At 33.1% G+C, this 19,215-nt stretch carries 27 protein-coding genes and 1 tRNA gene; 5 read left to right on the top strand and 23 right to left on the bottom strand.

Going from position 1 to position 19,215, the window contains the following annotated elements; all coding sequences use genetic code 11:
* Window position 1: 1 nt before the first annotated feature.
* From K5R64_RS05440 to K5R64_RS05345, 20 genes are all read right to left on the bottom strand, one after another.
* Window positions 2–1,831, bottom strand: coding sequence for a DEAD/DEAH box helicase (locus K5R64_RS05440; protein ID WP_220761637.1), 1,830 nt, complete (start codon window positions 1,829–1,831; stop codon window positions 2–4).
* Window positions 1,831–3,177, bottom strand: coding sequence for a PcfJ domain-containing protein (locus K5R64_RS05435; RefSeq protein ID WP_220761636.1), 1,347 nt, complete (start codon window positions 3,175–3,177; stop codon window positions 1,831–1,833). The genes K5R64_RS05440 and K5R64_RS05435 overlap by 1 nt, the downstream gene beginning before the upstream one ends.
* A 10-nt stretch (window positions 3,178–3,187) precedes the next feature.
* A complete protein-coding gene (locus K5R64_RS05430) occupies window positions 3,188–3,535 on the bottom strand; it encodes a Cas9 inhibitor AcrIIA9 family protein (RefSeq protein ID WP_220761634.1) in 348 nt (115 codons plus the stop codon).
* A gap of 11 nt (window positions 3,536–3,546) precedes the next feature.
* Window positions 3,547–4,632, bottom strand: coding sequence for a DNA polymerase III subunit beta (dnaN, locus tag K5R64_RS05425; protein ID WP_220761632.1), 1,086 nt, complete (start codon window positions 4,630–4,632; stop codon window positions 3,547–3,549).
* Between the two features lie 210 nt (window positions 4,633–4,842).
* The gene (locus tag K5R64_RS05420) at window positions 4,843–5,406 is read right to left on the bottom strand and encodes a hypothetical protein (RefSeq protein WP_220761630.1); all 564 of its coding nucleotides are present in this window, start codon (window positions 5,404–5,406) and stop codon (window positions 4,843–4,845) included.
* A gap of 6 nt (window positions 5,407–5,412) precedes the next feature.
* Window positions 5,413–5,706, bottom strand: a complete 294-nt coding sequence (locus K5R64_RS05415; protein ID WP_220761628.1) for a hypothetical protein — start codon at window positions 5,704–5,706, stop codon at window positions 5,413–5,415.
* Window positions 5,707–5,711: 5 nt separating this feature from the next.
* Complete coding sequence (locus tag K5R64_RS05410) at window positions 5,712–6,101, bottom strand: hypothetical protein (protein ID WP_220761627.1); 390 nt, start codon at window positions 6,099–6,101, stop codon at window positions 5,712–5,714.
* Complete coding sequence (locus K5R64_RS05405; protein WP_220761626.1) at window positions 6,102–6,383, bottom strand: hypothetical protein; 282 nt, start codon at window positions 6,381–6,383, stop codon at window positions 6,102–6,104.
* A gap of 3 nt (window positions 6,384–6,386) precedes the next feature.
* Window positions 6,387–7,022, bottom strand: coding sequence for a PD-(D/E)XK nuclease-like domain-containing protein (locus K5R64_RS05400; protein WP_220761625.1), 636 nt, complete (start codon window positions 7,020–7,022; stop codon window positions 6,387–6,389).
* Window positions 7,022–7,315 (bottom strand): hypothetical protein, encoded by a 294-nt coding sequence (locus K5R64_RS05395; RefSeq protein ID WP_220761624.1) that lies wholly within the window; start codon window positions 7,313–7,315, stop codon window positions 7,022–7,024. Before K5R64_RS05395 ends, K5R64_RS05400 begins: the two co-directional genes overlap by 1 nt.
* A gap of 2 nt (window positions 7,316–7,317) precedes the next feature.
* On the bottom strand, window positions 7,318–8,517 hold the full coding sequence (locus K5R64_RS05390; RefSeq protein ID WP_220761623.1) for a hypothetical protein: 1,200 nt from the start codon (window positions 8,515–8,517) through the stop codon (window positions 7,318–7,320).
* A gap of 28 nt (window positions 8,518–8,545) precedes the next feature.
* Complete coding sequence (locus K5R64_RS05385; protein WP_220761622.1) at window positions 8,546–9,427, bottom strand: recombinase RecT; 882 nt, start codon at window positions 9,425–9,427, stop codon at window positions 8,546–8,548.
* Between the two features lie 18 nt (window positions 9,428–9,445).
* The gene (locus K5R64_RS05380) at window positions 9,446–9,625 is read right to left on the bottom strand and encodes a hypothetical protein (protein WP_220761621.1); all 180 of its coding nucleotides are present in this window, start codon (window positions 9,623–9,625) and stop codon (window positions 9,446–9,448) included.
* 218 nt (window positions 9,626–9,843) lie between these two features.
* Window positions 9,844–10,008 carry a hypothetical protein gene (locus K5R64_RS05375; RefSeq protein ID WP_220761620.1) on the bottom strand — a complete coding sequence of 55 codons (165 nt, stop codon included), beginning with the start codon at window positions 10,006–10,008 and terminating at the stop codon, window positions 9,844–9,846.
* Window positions 9,995–10,264 (bottom strand): hypothetical protein, encoded by a 270-nt coding sequence (locus K5R64_RS05370; protein ID WP_220761618.1) that lies wholly within the window; start codon window positions 10,262–10,264, stop codon window positions 9,995–9,997. The genes K5R64_RS05375 and K5R64_RS05370 overlap by 14 nt, the downstream gene beginning before the upstream one ends.
* Window positions 10,265–10,336: 72 nt before the next feature.
* Window positions 10,337–10,561 (bottom strand): hypothetical protein, encoded by a 225-nt coding sequence (locus K5R64_RS05365; protein ID WP_220761616.1) that lies wholly within the window; start codon window positions 10,559–10,561, stop codon window positions 10,337–10,339.
* Window positions 10,530–10,793: a hypothetical protein gene (locus tag K5R64_RS05360; RefSeq protein WP_220761614.1), complete on the bottom strand. Its 264-nt coding sequence runs from the start codon at window positions 10,791–10,793 to the stop codon at window positions 10,530–10,532. The genes K5R64_RS05365 and K5R64_RS05360 overlap by 32 nt, the downstream gene beginning before the upstream one ends.
* On the bottom strand, window positions 10,786–10,974 hold the full coding sequence (locus tag K5R64_RS05355) for a hypothetical protein (protein ID WP_220761612.1): 189 nt from the start codon (window positions 10,972–10,974) through the stop codon (window positions 10,786–10,788). The genes K5R64_RS05360 and K5R64_RS05355 overlap by 8 nt, the downstream gene beginning before the upstream one ends.
* Window positions 10,961–11,161, bottom strand: a complete 201-nt coding sequence (locus K5R64_RS05350) for a hypothetical protein (protein WP_220761610.1) — start codon at window positions 11,159–11,161, stop codon at window positions 10,961–10,963. Before K5R64_RS05350 ends, K5R64_RS05355 begins: the two co-directional genes overlap by 14 nt.
* 24 nt (window positions 11,162–11,185) lie before the next feature.
* Window positions 11,186–11,428, bottom strand: a complete 243-nt coding sequence (locus K5R64_RS05345) for a hypothetical protein (RefSeq protein WP_220761608.1) — start codon at window positions 11,426–11,428, stop codon at window positions 11,186–11,188.
* Between the two features lie 286 nt (window positions 11,429–11,714).
* On the opposite strand from K5R64_RS05345, the gene K5R64_RS05340 reads away from it, so the two are divergent.
* The 3 genes from K5R64_RS05340 (at window position 11,715) to K5R64_RS05330 (ending at window position 13,328) form a co-directional block, all read left to right on the top strand.
* On the top strand, window positions 11,715–12,341 hold the full coding sequence (locus K5R64_RS05340) for a S24 family peptidase (RefSeq protein ID WP_220761606.1): 627 nt from the start codon (window positions 11,715–11,717) through the stop codon (window positions 12,339–12,341).
* Between the two features lie 5 nt (window positions 12,342–12,346).
* Window positions 12,347–12,631 (top strand): hypothetical protein, encoded by a 285-nt coding sequence (locus tag K5R64_RS05335; RefSeq protein ID WP_220761604.1) that lies wholly within the window; start codon window positions 12,347–12,349, stop codon window positions 12,629–12,631.
* A gap of 127 nt (window positions 12,632–12,758) precedes the next feature.
* On the top strand, window positions 12,759–13,328 hold the full coding sequence (locus K5R64_RS05330) for a hypothetical protein (RefSeq protein ID WP_220761602.1): 570 nt from the start codon (window positions 12,759–12,761) through the stop codon (window positions 13,326–13,328).
* A 537-nt stretch (window positions 13,329–13,865) separates the two neighbouring features.
* On the opposite strand, the gene K5R64_RS05325 is transcribed toward K5R64_RS05330, so the two are convergent.
* Both K5R64_RS05325 and K5R64_RS05320 read right to left on the bottom strand, forming a co-directional pair.
* Entirely contained in the window at window positions 13,866–14,168 is a 303-nt protein-coding gene (locus K5R64_RS05325) for a transposase (RefSeq protein ID WP_255580304.1), read from the bottom strand.
* A gap of 27 nt (window positions 14,169–14,195) precedes the next feature.
* A tRNA-Val gene (locus tag K5R64_RS05320) sits at window positions 14,196–14,273 on the bottom strand.
* Between the two features lie 180 nt (window positions 14,274–14,453).
* Between K5R64_RS05320 and K5R64_RS05315 the strand changes: the two genes are divergently transcribed.
* Window positions 14,454–16,244, top strand: coding sequence for an ABC transporter ATP-binding protein (locus K5R64_RS05315; RefSeq protein WP_220761598.1), 1,791 nt, complete (start codon window positions 14,454–14,456; stop codon window positions 16,242–16,244).
* 76 nt (window positions 16,245–16,320) lie between these two features.
* Here K5R64_RS05315 and K5R64_RS05310 read toward each other — a convergent pair whose 3' ends face one another.
* Window positions 16,321–17,499 carry a proline dehydrogenase family protein gene (locus tag K5R64_RS05310; protein ID WP_220761597.1) on the bottom strand — a complete coding sequence of 393 codons (1,179 nt, stop codon included), beginning with the start codon at window positions 17,497–17,499 and terminating at the stop codon, window positions 16,321–16,323.
* 336 nt (window positions 17,500–17,835) lie between these two features.
* On the opposite strand from K5R64_RS05310, the gene aroB reads away from it, so the two are divergent.
* A complete protein-coding gene (aroB, locus tag K5R64_RS05305) occupies window positions 17,836–18,915 on the top strand; it encodes a 3-dehydroquinate synthase (protein ID WP_220761595.1) in 1,080 nt (359 codons plus the stop codon).
* Window positions 18,916–19,215: the final 300 nt, after the last annotated feature.

The following is a 19,215-nucleotide window of genomic DNA, read 5'->3' as shown; positions in this document are numbered from 1 at the left end:
ACTATTTGAATAAATCCATTACTCTGTTTAAAATGTTTACAGGTACATTGTCCTCAGCTCCTGTAATAGCATTTGCAATTGCTTTTTTCTCTTGAATGATATCATACAACCATTGATCTAAGGTGTTATCTCCAAGTAAATAAGTAGCTCTCACGTTAGTAGGTTGCCCCATACGGTGACAACGTGCCTCACATTGTTCGCAATCGGCCTGTGTCCATGGCAACTCTAACATTAAAATCTCGCTACTCGCTGTAAGCGTTAATCCTACCCCTCCAGCCTTATGGTTTAGAATGATTATTTTAGCACCATCTGGCCTTTGAAAACTATCCACAGCGGCTTGTTTTTGATACTCGTTATCTTGGCCAGTTACTGTAACTGCTTTTGGGTATTCTTTTTTAAGCAAATCAACCACTGCCTTATGCTTACAGAACACAACAATCTTTTGGTTAGATTCGATGATTTCATCAATGTATTCCTTAGCGGCTTCAATCTTTCCAATGGCGGATAATTGCAATAACATGGTTATTTGCACAATCACTTGACCATTGATTTTTTTCTTTATTTCGGCATCGGTCAAATCGCTACTTCGTAAAAAGGCCTGAAAATCATTTTTAACCTTATCAAACTCCTTTCTATTGGTAATATCACAAATCAATGTTTGGCGCGACAAAGGGGGTAAATCTTTCAATACTTCTTCTTTTTTTCGCATGAAGTAGCAATTCATATTCATCAGGTAATTCAGCTCTTTCAAATTTGATTTTCCTCGACCTCCTTCACAATAGCGAGTTTTAAACCCATTTGCGCCCCCAAAATGTTTTAACTTAAATATGATAGCCAATTGAGAAAATAAATCGATAGGGAGGTTCACAACTGGTGTTCCTGTCAATCCTATGATATACTTCTTGTGCTTGGTTATGTTGATACATATTTTGGAACGAATAGAGTTTGGATTTTTAAGCTTATGGATTTCGTCAATGATGGCTGATTTGAATATACTAATGCGTGGATCCATGATGATTTGTGTGGAGTGCTGCAAATCCTTTGTGGCAGGTTTTGAGGTTACAAAGAATTTTTCCAATGATTCAAAGTTTACTATGAACACATCAGCCATTCCCATTTCGTGGAAACGATGCCAGTTGGTTTTTACGCTATCGTTTAAAATCATTGGCTTTTTATTGGTCCACATTTCAAACTCACGTTTCCAGTTTTCCTTTAAAGCCGAAGGACATATTACCACACATGGAAAAACTACCTCTTCCATCTTTTCAGCACCAATTAAGGTACCAATGCTTTGCAGTGTTTTTCCAAGTCCAGGCTGATCACCGTTGATGAATCTTTTTAGTTCCATTCCTCTGGCAATTCCTTCTTCCTGATACGGTCTTGGTTTGAATCCTTTGGTTTTATGAACGATACCCAAATCAATTTTAAGTTTTGGAAGCGCTGGAATCACATCAACTCGTTCAGGAAGATTATCCTTGATGATTACGTGTGAAGCTTTGCATTTTTTACCAATAGCATATACTTGTGACTTGTAATCTATAGGCACGATATACACCTTTTTTTCAAAGCTCCATTTGGCCACCGGTTCATACTTTCTCCAAGTGATTTTTTCGTTATCCTTAGAGTGCTCAACAGGAATATTTATTTGGTTAATATCCTCGCACAATGCACCACCTACAACAGCAGGTAATGAAACATAAGAACCTGAAAAAATACTCGTTTGCCACTGTCTTACTGCTGTGATACTTTTTACGGATTTGACTTGATAATCCTTGAATCTGCCAAATCCAATAGAGATATGAAACTCATTTAAAAATTCTACTATTTGCATTAGCTTACTGCTTTTAATTTTTTAGACTTCTTTTGTTTTTCAGGACCTAGTTTGCTTTTAATTTTTCCTAGATTACTTTTTACCAGTGAAACTATTTCATTATGGTAATCAGTCGATTGATTGCTTATACCTCTAGACTGCACTATTGTGAGTTCTGGAATTCTTATCTCAATTGTTTCAGTTCGTTTACCATTTACTTTGGCAGAAAAGATTAATGATTTTTCCTTGAGATAATATTCATTAGTGTAAACACAATGCTTGAGTTCGTCACCTTCTTGCTTGAATTCGTCAATACTTTTTAGGATAGTAATTGAGATATTGCCTTTGGTAAATTCTAAATCAAATAATTTTTGATTTCGCTCAACATATTCAACAGTTGCTTTCTCGAGTTTTTGTTGTCTCTTTTCGGCTTCCAAACGCTCTCTTTCTCTATTTCTAGCATCTATAATCTTTCGTTTTTTATTCATCAAGCGGTCATGCTCTTTGTTTAGATTTTTAGGACAAATGAATATTGGATTATGAATGTCTTTTTTGAAATACCTCAATAGGTCCAGGTAATCGTACCAGATACCAGCATCTTTAATTTTGTATTTATTTCTGATAACAAGTTTGATTTGTGGCCAATATCTATTGTGATGACTATCTTTATGAAGTGCAAAAAACAATAAGTCTTTTTGTCTGGCTTTTAATAAAGTTTCTAATTTCGGGGATGATCCAAGCCTATCTAATAATAGTCTATAATCGAAATCATGCTTATAGCTTGTCAATCCGTACTTTTTAAACCTTGGCAAAATTTCTGCTCCTGGACAATTATAATCTGAAACGAAACCATCATAAGGATTTCCACGCCATCCAGATGTATTAACATACCTTATTTCATAGTCAGATGAACTAAAACCATCACCACTCCACGATTGAGTTCTACCAACTATTACTCTTTTCTTTACATCAAAATCATTCCATTCTTCAAAAAGACTATGAAAACTATATCTTGGTAGTTTATTTTTCTGCATGTGCTTCCAGCAAGAAAAATACCTGAAGAGTTGAAATCTACCTACCACCTGCGTAACTGAATAAGTTAAAATTCGACTGGCCATTCCTCCATTTTGAGTAATAACTTTTTCTAACTTCTTTTTGCAAGAAGGACATTCTACCCCAATTAATTCTTCCTGCCATACTTGTGATGGTTTCCATTGATGATTGCATTCTAAGCAAACTAAATTCTTATAGTGCGTGGTGTAATAGAATTTATGTTTAGAAATTACATAAGGCTCATGCTCTTTTGGGTTATCTAATCTTTGATGCAGATCCCAAACCTCTACTTGTAGTTTTGTTCTTGGTTTCATAAATCATCATTTAAAACAATCCTACTTGCTGAACTTTTGGCGCTTCTTCGACAGGAGCAACAACCTTTTTGGGTTGGGGTTGTGATTTTTCAACCGTATGATTCACCACCACTTTTGCGTTTACCGATTTGATATTTTTAATATCATCTTCATCGTAATAATGAACCGCCCAGCCAAAAACTTCTTCATCTGCATAACCTTGTGCGCCTCCCTTATGAGCACATTGCATAACATAATTGCAACACTCTTCAAGATTCTTGTTTTCTTTTTTGTAGGTTACGGCAAAAAGTTCATCTTCTGCAGCACGTTTATCTAAATAAGCCTTGATTGTTTCCTTAAATGCGTTTGATGCTTTCATAGTTTCAGATTTTAGTTTACGTTAATAGGACCTACAATTGCTCTTATATTCTCAGCGATGAAAATACATGGCTTGCTACCATCAGTGATATTCATTTCAATGCTTTCTTCAATCGCTGTAAGCATATTATTGATGTAATTAGCATTGAAAGCGATGTTTATTTCTTCATCGGTATATTCACAAGGCAACGTTTCCTTTGCTTCGTATTTTTGAAGCTGATTATTGAATGACAATTCCACAATGTTCTCTTTGATGGAGAATTTTACCGTTTGATTGTTTTGATCGGTAAGCGCATATAATCTTTTGATGGCCGGTGCAATGATTCCGTTATCAATGGTTAGCTTTTTATCTGGAGAATAGGCTTCAAAAATTCGCAAATAAGGTGGAAAGGTCGAATTGCTTAATATTGCGTTGATTTCCTTTCCTTCAGTTGCAATAAATAAATGACTGTCTGAATAACTCAGCTCTACCTCTTCATGGGAGGAAAGAATTTGGATTAAATGGCTGGCAATGCTTCTTGATATAATCAAATCCTTTTCATCACCTCCAGCAGTCATGGAATACTCCAGAATGACGTTACCATCGGTACTAACTATTTTGGTACCGTCTTTTTTGATGGAGATTAAAACATTGTGTAAGTTGGTTGCATTAGTCTTATCTGTGAAAAGCAATGCTTTTTTGATGGCATCTATCAGCTGGGATGATTCCATTTTAACCGTGTCGGTTGTTGTTTTTTCTTTTGATTCTGGAAACTCTTTAGTATCTACTAATGGTACAATGTAAGTTCCTGTTTCAGAAAGAATTTTTAGATTCATTTTTTCCAAAACCAATTCAATAGGTGTACTTGGAAAACCTTTAAGGATATTGAAAACTAATTTGTAAGGAACACAGGTTTTAAATTCCTCTTTAGATTCGATTGGTAATTCTACTTTTGATCTTATCTCAAGATTATCCGAAATGAAAACCAATTTATTATTTTGAAGCTCGATTAGGATATTGTCTAAAATTGGTAAGGCATGATTCCCTTTTACAATTGCTCCCACGGTTTGCACCGCTTTTAAAATGTCTTTACTGTTTACTACTAATTTAATACTCATTGTCTCTGAAATTTGATTTTTTATATAATTTGATATTGGTGGGTGTATCCAAACTCTTTTAAAAGTTTGTTAGCGAATTTCCCTTTAGGAATCCCCGAAAATTCTCTTTTTCGGGGATTTAATAATTGGTAGTCTTCGGGTTCTAGCATTTTGACTTTAGCGTGCAGATAGTACCTGCGTTTGTTTAGCTTAAGCCGTCTATCACGGATACTACATTTCGTTTTCGACATCTGCACCTGCAAAAGCTTCTTGTTCTTCTTCCTCTTGGTCCTCAAACATATCGAGTTGATTTTGAGCAGGAGCTCGTTTGCCTTCGATATACTCATACACTTCAGATTTCAATAAATCAACCGCTGCGATAAGTTCTGAATCAAAAGGATAATCATCATCCCATTTTAAGAATGGCGTGTTGATGTTGATGCTTTTACCACTATCCAATCTTTTAGAACCGATGATGGTAACGCCTTCAGATTCTTTACCTAATGTGAAACCGATTACAGTGTACTTTCGCAAAGGATCAGTTTCTTCGGTTGGGTGAAAAACTCCTTGTTTGAAGTCGTTAATTGATTCGCGACATACACTTTCTGAAATTTCCTCGCAGATGTAAGCAAAGTGAGGTGTCAAGGCTAAGAATGCTTCTCTCAAATCATCGTGAATAGGTGCATCACCTGTTGTGGATGGATGACTGTATTTTGTACTTCCTACAAAATGATCGTAGCCATATTTTAAGAATAGGCTGTTTTTGATACTGGCATTTTTGATTGTGATGTTCATAGTTATTTAAGGTTTTAAAATTTCGTATGTTAATACTTTAGCTTTGTAATTCCATTCACTTAATGAGTGAATATTTCCACTTGATATTGCTTGGTGGAGTTTGGTTAGGGTTTCGAGTAGTTCTGGAGCCGATGCTATAAGTTTGGCATTCGCTTCAATTTCCTCTTCAGACAAACCATTCTTATTTTCTGATTTGTGAATTATTTTATTTGATTCAGAAACAATTATTCTGTATCCTGAATGCTGTTGTAATTCTTTATTGTAAATCCACTTTCCTTTTGTTCCTTTGAATTCTGCCATAATGATTATCCATTAAATGCGGACATTTCCGCTTTTGCTTTTGAAATAATTGTTCGACACCAGTCTAATTGGTGGGTACAAGCTGCATTTAATCTCGTAGCCCAGGTTAGTAAGTAGGTTTCATTTTCAACTAGAGTATCCGTGTATTTCACAGCCACACTAGCAGGAAATTCGATTAGTTTTTTATACTCCTGAATCATGGAACTTCTTAGCTTTTGTTCACGATGTATTTTGGCATCTGCTATAAGTTTCCCAGTTCTAGCCATGTAAACCGCTAAATCGTTTCCTCGTACTACTGCTTCGGTAGCATCTTCACTCATAGTGACTTCAAGGAAGGCTTGAATTGTGGTCAATTCATTAATGATATCCTGTGGTGGTGTGATTAACTGATTCATTTAAACGATTCTTGATTTGATATCCATTCTAAAATCTTGCAGATTGGCTATGAGGTTATCTACCTTGGTTAACATTTCCTTTTTTTCTTCCAGATCATTGAAATCATTCCAAATTCTTACTGAGGTATTGCAATCTGAGATTCTTAAAACTGCGGTACCATCTTTTAGAATTTTAGCATGAACCGCAGCCATTGAACGAATAGAGTTTGGAGCTAAAAATTCTTTTTTGTTGTAAGTGCTGTGAAATATGGTTGATTTCTTTTTCTTTTTTTCTTTTGCCATTTGTTATTCGAATAATGCCCACCATTTAAAAGCGAGCTCGTTATACTTTTTAAATCCTGAATTGTATAGTTCGTCGCCTCTACGGATAGGAACTTTAAAAACTTTGAAATTCTCTTTTGAAACTCCAATTAAAACGTCTTGATCACTTCCTGCTATATCCATATACCAGGCACGTTGGCGGTCGTAATCAAAATGTCTTACTGCTTCTTCAAATTGCTTTTGAGTGGTGGCGGTGGTGCTTTTTAGGTCACCACCCCATCCTAAACCATCCATCCATAAATCCCATTTGCAACGAACTGGAAGTTCAAATTCAACCTCATCATAAGTGAATGTTCTATTGGTAATCATTACCTTTTGTGTATCACTTTGTTTTAGTAGATTTTGTGCTAATGGATCCTTCATAAAAGCCTTTTTCATTTGGATAGCTTTCTCAAAATCTTCTTCGGAATACTGAACTCCATCTACTTGAAACTTGAAGTAATCTACTTTGAAAGGTTCTGTGATAATGGCATCGATTAGTGTTCCAAACTTGTACGCTTTTTGTTTGGTAACTTCGTCCAGCTTATCTTCTTTCCAATAATCTTTTAGCCAACTCAAATCAGAGTTACTCACTTCGTTTCTTCCAAAATAAGGGTCCATTATTCAGTTGCTTTTTGGATTAGTTTTTCTACGTCCTGACTTAACCCATATTCCTGAGTACATTCTCTTAATACCTTCTCTACTTTAATAAGCATTTCTAACATCTCAGGAGCTGCTGCAATAAGTTTTGCATTAGAGTTAGAAACGGACTCACAAATAAGATTGCCACCATAATATTTGATTGCATCTTCACCTACTCCACCACTAATAGTTATACTTTCTTTATTATCTGATACTACAGTACCGGGTCTTCCAACTATCCAAGGCGCTTTTGTTCCTTTAAATTCTCCCATGATTACTTTCTATTTACGGCTTTGTAAACCGGTTCATATTTCAAATTATCGCTTACAATCATATCACCTGATTTATGCGCTACTTTTTCGCAATAGGCTTTCATTTGGGTGATTGATTTCTTTTCCAATTCTTCTAAAGACAAAGTCATTCCTTCGCGTTGGAACCAGAAGGTGAAGATTTCAGCAATAGCAGGCTTATTAATCAAAGTAATTTTGAAGCCGTCTCTGGTTTCTGGAGCAACTGTATCGTTCAACTCCAGATTGTTCATCAAGGCATTGGTTTGTTCGGCTGTTTTTTTAACCTCAGCTGCTTCCTGATCTGATTTTATTTTAGCTTCTGCTTCTTCCTGTAATTTTTTGGCAGCAGCTGCTTCACGTTCTTGCTTTTCTTTGGCTAATCTGGCTTTCTCAGCTTCACCAGCTTTTGCCATATCCTCAAGGCTTTTTTTCAAACTTGGTAGTTTTTCAATCAATTCCTCTTTGAATTTTCTGATTTCATCAACAACTACTGCGGCAATCAGATTGAAATCTTTTGATGCAATGAATTCATCAAGTAAAACAGATGTTTCTTCCTGAGTAACGTGTTTTCTTAACCAATTAGGGGAAAAAGCTTGAAAATGTGATTTTTGGTACTCAATCGCTAAAGTCTTTAATGCCTTTGATTTTTCTTCCAAATTCTCCAGGGTGATTTTATTGAAGGAATCTTGAAGTTTTTGTTTGCGTTCTGCAATATGATTGTTCACATAAGTTGACAATTGCACTTCTAAGCTGGCTTTGATATCAATAATTTCATTTTCTTTATCGATTTTGGCTTGAGCAATTCTTTGTTTTTCGGCTTCCTCAGCTCTTAATTTTGCTACCCATTTATCACGATAAGCTTGAATTTTGGCAGGATGAGAATCTAATTTTTTTGGGTCTAATTTTGCTTCATTCTCTGTGAACTGTTTTCTGATCGTATCAAAAAAAGCTGTGATAGGCTTTCTTTGCGTTTCAATTTCACTTTTTGCATTTCTGCAATTCACTAAGAACTTATTGCATCTTTCATCCATGTCGGTGCTCATGCCTTTTTCTTGAATTTCAGCTAATAATTTATCTCCTACGCTTATTGCTTTGGAAACTCTTAATTGACTGCTTTGTAATATTTCTGAACCGCTTAAAATTATTTCTTGCAGTTGGTCCTGTGTGGCTATTTCTGTTGTCATTTCTCTAAAATTTGATTGTTGTTAAAAATTAAAATGCTTCTTCGTCTATTTCTTCTTCTTGATGATTAGAATCTTCAGGAACTTCTTCGAATGAAGCGTATTCAGGTGCTGGACTTGGAGCAGGTTCTGAAAAGTGTTCTGGTGTTGGTGGGTTTTCATCTTCTGGTTCAATTTCAACATTGAATTGCTCAAGCTCAATAGGTGTAGAACCAGTAAACCAACATTTCTCTTTGGCAGCATGAAGAATGATTTTAGTTCGTAAAAAAGCAGGTTCTGGGTTCAATCCTCCAATCACTCCGTTATCCCAAAGTGACTCAGATAACCATGTTGGCGATTTTTGAACAGTTGCAGGATTAGAAGATTTCTTTCTCCAAGACTCAAAGTCTGATTTTCTATAGATGAAATATTTAAATCCACCTCCTGCAGTATTGAATTTTACATATCCAGCAATGATGGTTTCATCTTCAAACTTCTCAATGTGTCTTTTTACTACTCCATCTTCTACTTCAAAAACATCCCCTTTGAAAACCAATTTTGGTTGTTCGCATCCTGTAGCCTGTTGTGTTTGGATTAGCCTACGAACATAAGCGCCTGCTTGCAATTGCATACATGCTTTTCCACCGCGTGGCACTAAGTAGATTTCGTTATCTAATGGATCAAATGAATATCCTTTTACAGCTGCAGTGATGAAGCAGGCATACAATGAAAATTTGTCGGCATTTTGTAATTGTGTGCTGGCAGCAATGTTTTGATTAAAATATACCAATTGTCGGTGGTACATTAATTCTCCGTTTTCGGATCTATTCGCTAAGTTGTAATTCTTAATGAATTTTTCCTTAACCATTTCCAATTCTGCAATTTTTCCTGGTGCAGTGTTTTGGATTAACTCTAATGTGTTTGTTTTACTCATTACTCTAAAATTTGATTATTATAAATTTTCTATTGCTTCTAAAAGCGAATTGTATTTGTCTATTCTGGCCAGTACTTTTGGAGTTTTAGGTGTTTTGTTATCTTCATACATGGCAATTACTTTTTTTAGAAAAACCATGGCCTCCTCCTTACTTCCGTGTGCTTTGATGTATTGCTTTGCTTCAGTTGATTTATCCATTAATCCTAGATTTTAAAGACGTTATAGTATGGCTTGCTACTTTTGCTCTTGCATGACACATGGCTTTATCATTATGCAACCATTTAGATTTCACAACCTGAACCATCCACTGATTAAATTTTTCTACGTTTGTCATTGTCCTAATAAAAAAATGGTTAATAAAATTCCGATGCATATCCCCATCATGAAAAATGATATTACTAATACCAGTAATCCCCTTAACATTCTATTTTCTTGTTTACACATGGTGGTTCGATTTTTTGATTAAATACTTCTTCTCTTGGATCAGTAATGGAACCACACTCGATAATTCCAAAATCCTTTTCCATAATCTGATTGAGTAAATGGAAATTCCATCTTCTAAAAATTTCAAGGGTATTCATAGTGTGGAGCTGTTAGGTGAAACAAATCAGATTTAGTTAAACCTGTGGGTCTGTACTGCGTATTATTGAAATAATAACTGAATGGAATGGCTACCTTATTACGATAAAGAACTTCCGCTTTATCAACCGCTTCTTGAATTGTAGTGGCCTCAATTTTATGCATTTCGTAATCTTTTTCAACTTCATCTCCTGAAGGATATCGAAACCATACTTCGATTTCGAATATTTCTTGTGATTTTTTTTGTAAGTTTGACATCTCTAAAATGTTTTAAATTATTACTCGTAATTTGAAATTTGATCGAAACCGCCAGCGCTCACTGGCGGTTTTTTATTTTGTTAGGCTTCCTAATATTTGCAGTTTTTTTTCATCAGAAAGAACATTTGCGTAATTGCCCTTTCGGGTGGAACTGGAAGCTCCCAAACTATCCAGTTCCGTTTGTAAAGCATTCTTACGGCTTGTAATTACTGCTAAGCTTTGTTTTAAAACCAGTTCGGAATTTTCTAATTCACGAATGATGGTTTTAGTCTCTCTTATTTTTTGCTCTTTGTTCATGAGTGTTATCAGTTTCCAAAATTTCATCTTTAGTTTTACCTATATTCTTAGCAATTAAATCCACAATAAAAGGAAGGCTAAGTTTTTTTGATTCTCTAACAGCAGACAAATAGACAGATTGAGGTTCTATGTTTAGAGCATCTGCTATTACATGTCTCAAAGGGATATCATTACGAATAATGTGATAAATCTCTTTTTTAAGTCTTTTTTTAGGTGTTCTTTTTCTAAGCATTTCCTTTATTTATTTCGTTTAAAATTGATTGTAAAATTTTCTTTTGTTCTGGCTTTAAGAATCCAATGCCTAAACTAGAGGCGTTTTCTGCCGCCATTATATTTCCTAGAGCATCTTTTAAATGCAGTACCTCATCTCCCACTAATTCTATTTTTAGAATTACCTCTTTAGAAATTTTCATAAGAAGAAATTATTTTAGAATATTTTGAAAATTCAGCTTTACTCACTTGTCTATCATTTATATAATAAGAATGAGAATGAGAATGAATAGTGTGATTATGAACACCAGTAGTTTCAATGATGTTCGATTTTGATTTTAATTGTCCAATTACTAGAATTAAAGCAATGATTAAAAAAAGTAGTATCATGATGATTAGTATTAAGGATTAGTATTATTTTATTCTCCAAACTCTTACTCCATTTGGAATTGAAGCCGTGGTGAATTTCTTGTCTGGATTAGTTTTACAAAACCTCCAAATAGCCACATATATATTTTGTTTCTTTTGGATAGATTTTACATTGTTTTCAATTTTAATTTGAAAACTATCTTCAATATCCATTTCCTTAAATGGATAAATGCGTCTATTCTTTTTTTTTGGAATAGGTATGTTTTTTTCGATTTTAAGTGTTGACATCATTATTCTTTTTAATTAATAGATAGTGTCATTGTTGCTTTGATGCTACGGCAAATCCGCAATGACTGTTTTGTACTCGATTTTTACTTTTCATCCTTTTGCAAGTAGGTTTTTCTGTAACCCATCGGATTTATTTTCTTTTTATAGTTTTTTCAATATTTCAAAGAGCTATTTTTGCTACATTTGCGTAATGCAATTGTACAGAGCAAATATATAACTCTTATTGAAATAAACAATAACTTTTATGTATTTTTTTAAACATTTAGAATTATTTTAAATAACTGTTATGGAATTAGATGATATAATACGTGAAATAAAGAATAGAGGTCTTACTGGATATAAGATTTCAGAAGACACTGGGCTTACTCAGGTTGGAATTGATAAAATATTAAACGGTACAACAAAAAAGCCTACTAAAAACACTTTAAAAATTTTAAACAACTATTTAAATAAGAGTTATACAACAAATAATGAGTTAGCTGAACCTACAGAACTTTATGCCAAAGGAGTGCCGTATTATGATGTAGATTTTACAGCAGGATTTTTAGCAGTTGAAAATAGCGATATAGCAACTCCAGATTCTTATATAAGTCATCCGTTTTTTAAAGGCTGTGATTATGTTGTAAGAGCATCAGGCCAGAGTATGGCTAAAGTAATATGTCATGGTGATGCAATAGGATTAAGAAAGGTTAACAATTGGCAGGAATTTTTTCCTTTTGGAGAGATCTATGCAATTGTTACGCAAGATGGATTTAGAATGATAAAGATTATCACTAAAGGCGATACTGACGATTACTATACTTTAATTAGTAAACCAACGGATAGCAAGAAAGATGAATTTCCTCCACAACAAATTAAAAAGAGTTCAATATTATCAATTTTCAAAGTTCAGGCTTCTAGCCATTTATTTTAAATATTATGGAAGAAGAAATCTCTGAATTAAAAAATAAGATTGAAGATATTTATTCTATTTTAAATTCATTAGATGAATTTGTAAAAAGCCAATCAGAAGTAAATAATGAACTTGGTAGTTTTATAAAAAACTTAACCATTGGTGTTAATGAAATTAATAAGAAAGTGGATTTTATAGATGAAAATTTATTAAGTACAATAAAGAATAATAACATAGCTCATGATGCTTACAATAAAATAAATGAATCTAATCAAAGAATCATAAATAAAATAATTTCTTTAATAAAATAAATTTTATATGATGAAAAAAACAACTACACTCATACTATTTATAATATTTACATTAGGATGTTCTAATGACAATTCAGACAATGATAATAATAATATAAACACTGGTAAACTGATTAAAATTGTGCAGGTGGACAACAATGATAATGAGACTACTACTGCTATTTTTACTTATAACGGAAATAATATAGTCACAAGTACAACAACTGATTTAGAAGGTATTTTCAAAACAAATTGTATCTATGAAAATGGTAAACTAGTCAAACTAGAACGATACACTAATGATATTCGAAAAGAAAATGAAGATTTATCTTTTACTTATGATGGACAAAATATAAGCACTTCTTATGGATATGATGGCAGCACTACGCTTTTTACTAACAAATACACCTACAATTCTAATGGTCAAATGATTTTGAAAAAGCAATATAACAATGATAAATATTGCTGTGAGACATCCTATACTTATGATAGTAAAGGTAATATTTCAAATTACATTTATGATGATAAAATAAATCCATTATACCATGTGTTACCAATGGCTTATAATAAAATAAATATTACAAGCAAAAATAATATTATTTCAGAAGGAGACCGTAGTTATTCATATACTTATGATGATAGAAACTATCCTATTCAGGTAATTGAAACACATAAGTATAAACCTAAAACAATAGTAACGACTTATTTTTATGAATAATAAATTATGTACGATTACGATAAAAATATAATCAAGCTCATAGATATACTTTTAATTGAAAATATTATTAGTTCAAAAACTGAATTCTATGATGAAATAAAAACGATCAGACAAACTATTTCCAAAATTAAAAAAGGTATAAACCATTTTACGCCTTTACAAATTCAAATTATTTGCAAAAAATATAATGTAAATGCGAATTGGATTTTTGGAATTCAACCTAATGTTTTCAATACCTAACAAGTATTTTATCGGTTTTACATGCCGACAACCCCTTTCGATTTCAAAAACATAAAAAACACACAATTTTTCAAAAAACAAAAATACTTAAACTCAATAAAATCAGGTAATTACAAAAAGTAAGAGATAGACAACTTTTGATTACGGCTCAGAAGGTTACTGGTTTGAATCCAGTCGAGGTCACAAAAAAAATCCTTAAACACACTGTTAATCAGTAGTTTAAGGATTTTTTATTTATACATTTGTACGATTTCTGTATTGTTGAATAAATATTGGATCAAGTTCAAAAGTTGGGGATTAGGAAAAAAGATTGGATAATCTAAACAGGAAAAAATCAATTTTTCTAACACCTCTAAATTGCGCTCTAAAAGCTTTGATTTTTGCATTGAAAGACTCGGCTGAAGCATTCGTGCTTCTATTGTCAAAGTAGTTTAGTATTGATTGGTAATTAATCTTTATGGTATTGAGGACAATGTTGAAGTTTTCAAAGCCTGATTCTTCTATTTTTCTATACCAATGTGCTAATTTCAGCATAACAACATTTTTATTGTTATTATTGTTGTAGTTTTTACCAAAATTAGAAACAAAAAAAAGAGACAAATCAGAAAATTTCTGTTTTGTCTCTTATGGTGGGCGATGAGGGGTTCGAACCCCCGACCCCCTCGGTGTAAACGAGGTGCTCTGAACCAGCTGAGCTAATCGCCCCATTGCGTGTGCAAATATAAGACGAGATTTTATATTTACAAGCTTTTTTTCAAAATAAATACACAAAAAACAACCATTTTATTCTTTATCGTTCTCTAACAACATTTTAAGTCCTCAAAAGAGATTAGATTTTTTTTCTACTGCCTTTATATTGTACATTTGCAAAAAAAATAAACCACGATGGCTCGTTTTAAAGAAAATGATTTACCTAAAGCGAAATTAACTTCTAATTCGCTTCAAAAAGCTTTACGTATATTTAATTATGCCAAAAACCAAAAATGGAAATTCTTCATTGGTTTGGTGTTTTTACTCTTAACCAGTGCTACCGCTTTGGCTTTTCCTAAATTAATGGGAATGCTTGTGGATTGTGTCGCTTACAAAGATTTATCCAAAGCTAATGAAATTGCTTTAGCATTAATGGGAATATTAGTTCTACAAGCCGTTTTTTCTTTTTTCCGAATTTCATTATTTGTCAATTTTACTGAAAACACATTATCTAACATTCGTTTTGCTTTGTATGAAAATTTGATAAAATTACCCATGTCTTTTTTTTCACAAAAACGCGTTGGAGAATTAAATAGCCGTATCAGTGCCGATATTTCCCAATTACAAGATACCCTTACCACTACAATAGCCGAATTTTTACGTCAATTTATATTAATTATCGGCGGATTCATAATTCTAGGAAGCATTAGTCCTAAATTGACTATTATGATGCTTTGCATTGTACCCGTTGTTGCAGTTGCTGCAGTTGTTTTTGGACGTTTCATTAGAAAATACGGAAAAATGACACAAGACAAAGTAGCCGAAAGTCAAGTTATTGTTGAGGAAACGTTACAAGGCATTACTAATGTAAAATCATTTGCCAATGAATGGTATGAATTACAACGGTATAAAAATAAAATCAAAGAGATTGTAGCAATTGCTATTAAAGGAGGACAATACAGAGGCTATTTTGCTTCCTTTATCATCTTATGTCTTTTTGGCTGTGTAGTTGCAGTGGTATGGTATGGTATTACTTTGACTATTAAAGGGGAAGTAGAAGGTGTTGGGGATTTAATTTCATTTATACTATACACTACCTTTATTGGCGCTTCCTTTGGAGGTATTGCTGAAATGTATGCCCAAATCCAAAAAGCAGTTGGAGCCACCGAACGTGTTTTTGAATTATTAGATGAAACTGCCGAAAATATTAGCACTAACCCCAATCCAAAACCTATTACTAAAATCAATGGTACGCTTCAATTCCATAATGTTGCTTTTAGTTACCCATCGCGTAAAGAAATAAAAGTATTAAAGGAGGTAAACTTCTCAGCTGGTTTTGGTCAAAAAATTGCCATCGTAGGACCTAGTGGTGCTGGAAAATCTACAATTGCTTCTTTATTACTCCGCTTTTATGATATTGAAAGTGGTGAAATCATTATTGATGGAAAAAATATTTATGATTATGATTTGGAAGAATTGCGTGGCAATATGAGTATTGTACCTCAAGATGTAATCCTCTTTGGTGGAACCATAAGAGAAAATATCGCTTACGGAAAACCAAATGCCAGTCAGGACGAAATAATAGCAGCTGCAAAACAAGCCAATGCCCTGGAATTTATTGAAGGATTCCCGGAAAAATTTGATACCATTGTAGGAGAAAGAGGTATTAAACTTTCTGGTGGTCAGAGACAACGTATTGCTATAGCCCGTGCTTTACTTAAAAATCCAAGTATTCTTATTTTGGATGAAGCCACATCGTCATTAGATAGCGAAAGCGAAAAACTAGTACAAGAAGCTTTAGAAGTTTTAATGCAAGGCAGAACGAGTATCATCATCGCACACCGCTTATCTACTATTCGTTCGGCTGACCAAATTTTAGTATTGGATAACGGAAAAATTTCTGAACAAGGGACGCACCAAGAATTAATAACCTTGGAAAATGGTATTTACAAAAACCTTAGTAACTTACAATTCAGCCATTCCTAAATACCGTCATAAACACCTATTCAATAAGAAGTTTGAAAAATATCCATCCCCAATTGAAATTTTAGGGATATAATTTTCAGACTTCTTGTTTTTTTTCTCTACGTGCTCTTTCTTTTTTTATCAATTCTAACTCTCTATTTGTTTGGCCTGCAATAGAAGTATTCTCTTCAGCACGACGAATCAAATACGGTATAACATCTTTTACAGGACCAAAAGGCAAATATTTAGCAACATTATACCCTTTTATTGCTAAATTAAAACTGATATGATCACTCATACCGTACAATTGTCCAAACCAAATGCGAAAATCACTTGGCTGAAGATTCTTTTGCTTCATTAATTCCATTACTAAATAACAACTTTTTTCATTGTGAGTCCCGATAAAAAGAGAAAAGACGTCTAAATTTCCTAACAAATAAGAAATAGCAGTATCGTAATTAGCATCAGTGATTTCTTTGGAGGAACAAATAGGTGTTGCGTAACCTTTCTCATTGGCTCTATCATTTTCTTTTTCTAAATATGCGCCACGAACCAATTTTATTCCCAAATAAAATTCTTCCTTAAGGGCAACTGCATTAATTTTTTCCAAATACTCCAATCGGTCTAAACGATACATTTGAACAGTATTGTAAACAATTGCTTTGTTTTTATTGTATTTCCGCATCATGTCCAAAATCAAATCATCGGCGGCATTTTGCATCCAACTTTCTTCAGCATCAATCAATAAAGGAACATTATGATCACAACTTGTTTTGCAAATTAAATCAAAACGAGCCACCACTCTACTCCACTCTTCTTCTTCGTTTTTTGTCAAAACAACTTGAGATGATTTTTTTTCAAATAAACTAAACCTTCCCAAACCCGTGGGTTTAAAAACTGCAAAAGGTATGGCTAATTTTTCTTTACCAAAAGCTATTGTTTTCAAAATCATTTGGGTTGCTGCTTCAAACTGCACTTCCTCTTCTTTTCCTTCAACAGAAAAATCAAGTACCGAAGACACCCCTTTAGTAAACATTTTATCTACCACCTTCAAACAATCCTCCTCATTGACACCGCCACAAAAATGATCAAAAACGGTCGAACGTATCAATTCTTCAATCGGAAGATGTACTTTGAGCGCAAATCGAGTTACCGCAGTACCCATGCGAACCAACGGCTCATTGGCTATCAATTTAAAAAGAAAATAAGCCCTTTCTAATTCAGTATCCGTTTTCAGCGAAAAAGCAATTTCGGTATTATTGAATATTTGTTCCATCAAATTCAAAAATTGGTTTTAGGTAAAGTTATTGAATTCTTCCTACTAGATTGAAATACAAAATAAAAAAAGCTACAAATTCACGAATTTTAAAAATTATTCTACTTATTAAATTCGTGGATTCGTGGTTAACAATACTCATACCTTTGCCTTTATTCCTATTAATATTTCTTATACTAAAAACAGTACTTAATTTTTAAAAAATTACACGAATAAAAATCAAAAAAATAGTAGTTTTGCCAATTCAATTTAAATACAGGAAAGAACAATATTCTCCCATAATAATGTATTCAATTTGAATATTTTTACATCATTTTTGAAAATTATTAAATAGATATGCCTTTACAATCACAGACCATTCAAGCCGTTGATCATCCCATACATTTTAATGAAAAAGGATACGAAGCCTTAAACAAACATTTAACTGAGAACAAATACTCCAATATATTCATAATTGTTGACAGCAATACTAACGAACATTGTTTGCCTAAATTCCTACCCTTAATCGAAACCGATTTAACAATTGAGATAATTGAATTTGATGCAGGTGAAGCGTATAAAAACATTGAAACTTGTGTGCAAATTTGGAATGTTTTAACAGAATTGGGTGGTGATCGAAAATCACTTGTAATTAATTTGGGTGGTGGGGTCGTAACTGATTTAGGTGGATTTGTTGCTTCAACTTTCAAACGTGGGGTCGATTTCATTAACATCCCTACAACATTATTATCAATGGTTGATGCATCAGTAGGAGGAAAAAATGGTGTAGATTTGGGTAATTTAAAAAACCAAATAGGTGTTTTTAACCTTCCAAAAATGGTTCTTGTAGATACTGCTTATCTTGAAACGGTTCCTCAAAACGAAATGCGCTCAGGACTGGCAGAAATGCTAAAACACGGATTGATTTATGACAAGACCTATTGGGAACAATTTTTAGATATTACTGCCATTGATTTTGCTCAATTAGACGAACTTATTTTTCGTTCTGTCGAAATCAAAAACGAAATTGTTACACAAGATCCAACAGAAAAAAACCTCCGTAAAGCTTTGAATTTTGGTCATACTTTAGGACATGCCATCGAAAGTTATTTTTTAGAAAATGACAATAAAACAACTTTATTGCATGGTGAAGCTATTGCGGTAGGTATGATTTTAGAAAGTTATATTTCGCTTCACAAAAATTTAATTAATGAAGCCGAATTCAACCAAATAAAGACTACATTAAAATCAATTTACGATGACATCACATTTGAAGAAAATGACATCGAACCTATCTTAGATTTATTGATACACGACAAAAAAAATGAGTACGGTACCATTCAGTTTGCCTTAATTGATGGAATTGGAAAAATCATCATCAACCAAACGGTTGAAAATGAATTGATTCTTAATGCCTTTAACGATTATCAATCCTAAGTTTTTTTTACAATAAAAGCATTGCATTGCTTATATAATATTTTTTACATTTGCCTCAATGAAAAATAGTTCCAAACAAATAAAATACCATTTCAATAACGTTCATAACAATAGAGCCTTTATGAGTTCATTGAGACGTTTCTATTGGATAAAAGGTAATTTTATTTTTGATATTTTTCAGTACTTAAAAATGGAAAACGAAAAGTTACAGATTATTTATGCTAATATTCGAGTTTGAATTATAGAATCATTTTGTTTACTGCGTATAAATTAAATCATTCTTTACAAAACTCAAACTAA

This window comes from Flavobacterium sp. UMI-01, from assembly GCF_019656315.1.
Lineage (GTDB): Bacteria > Bacteroidota > Bacteroidia > Flavobacteriales > Flavobacteriaceae > Flavobacterium.
This window is presented reverse-complemented; position numbering and strand designations above follow the sequence as displayed.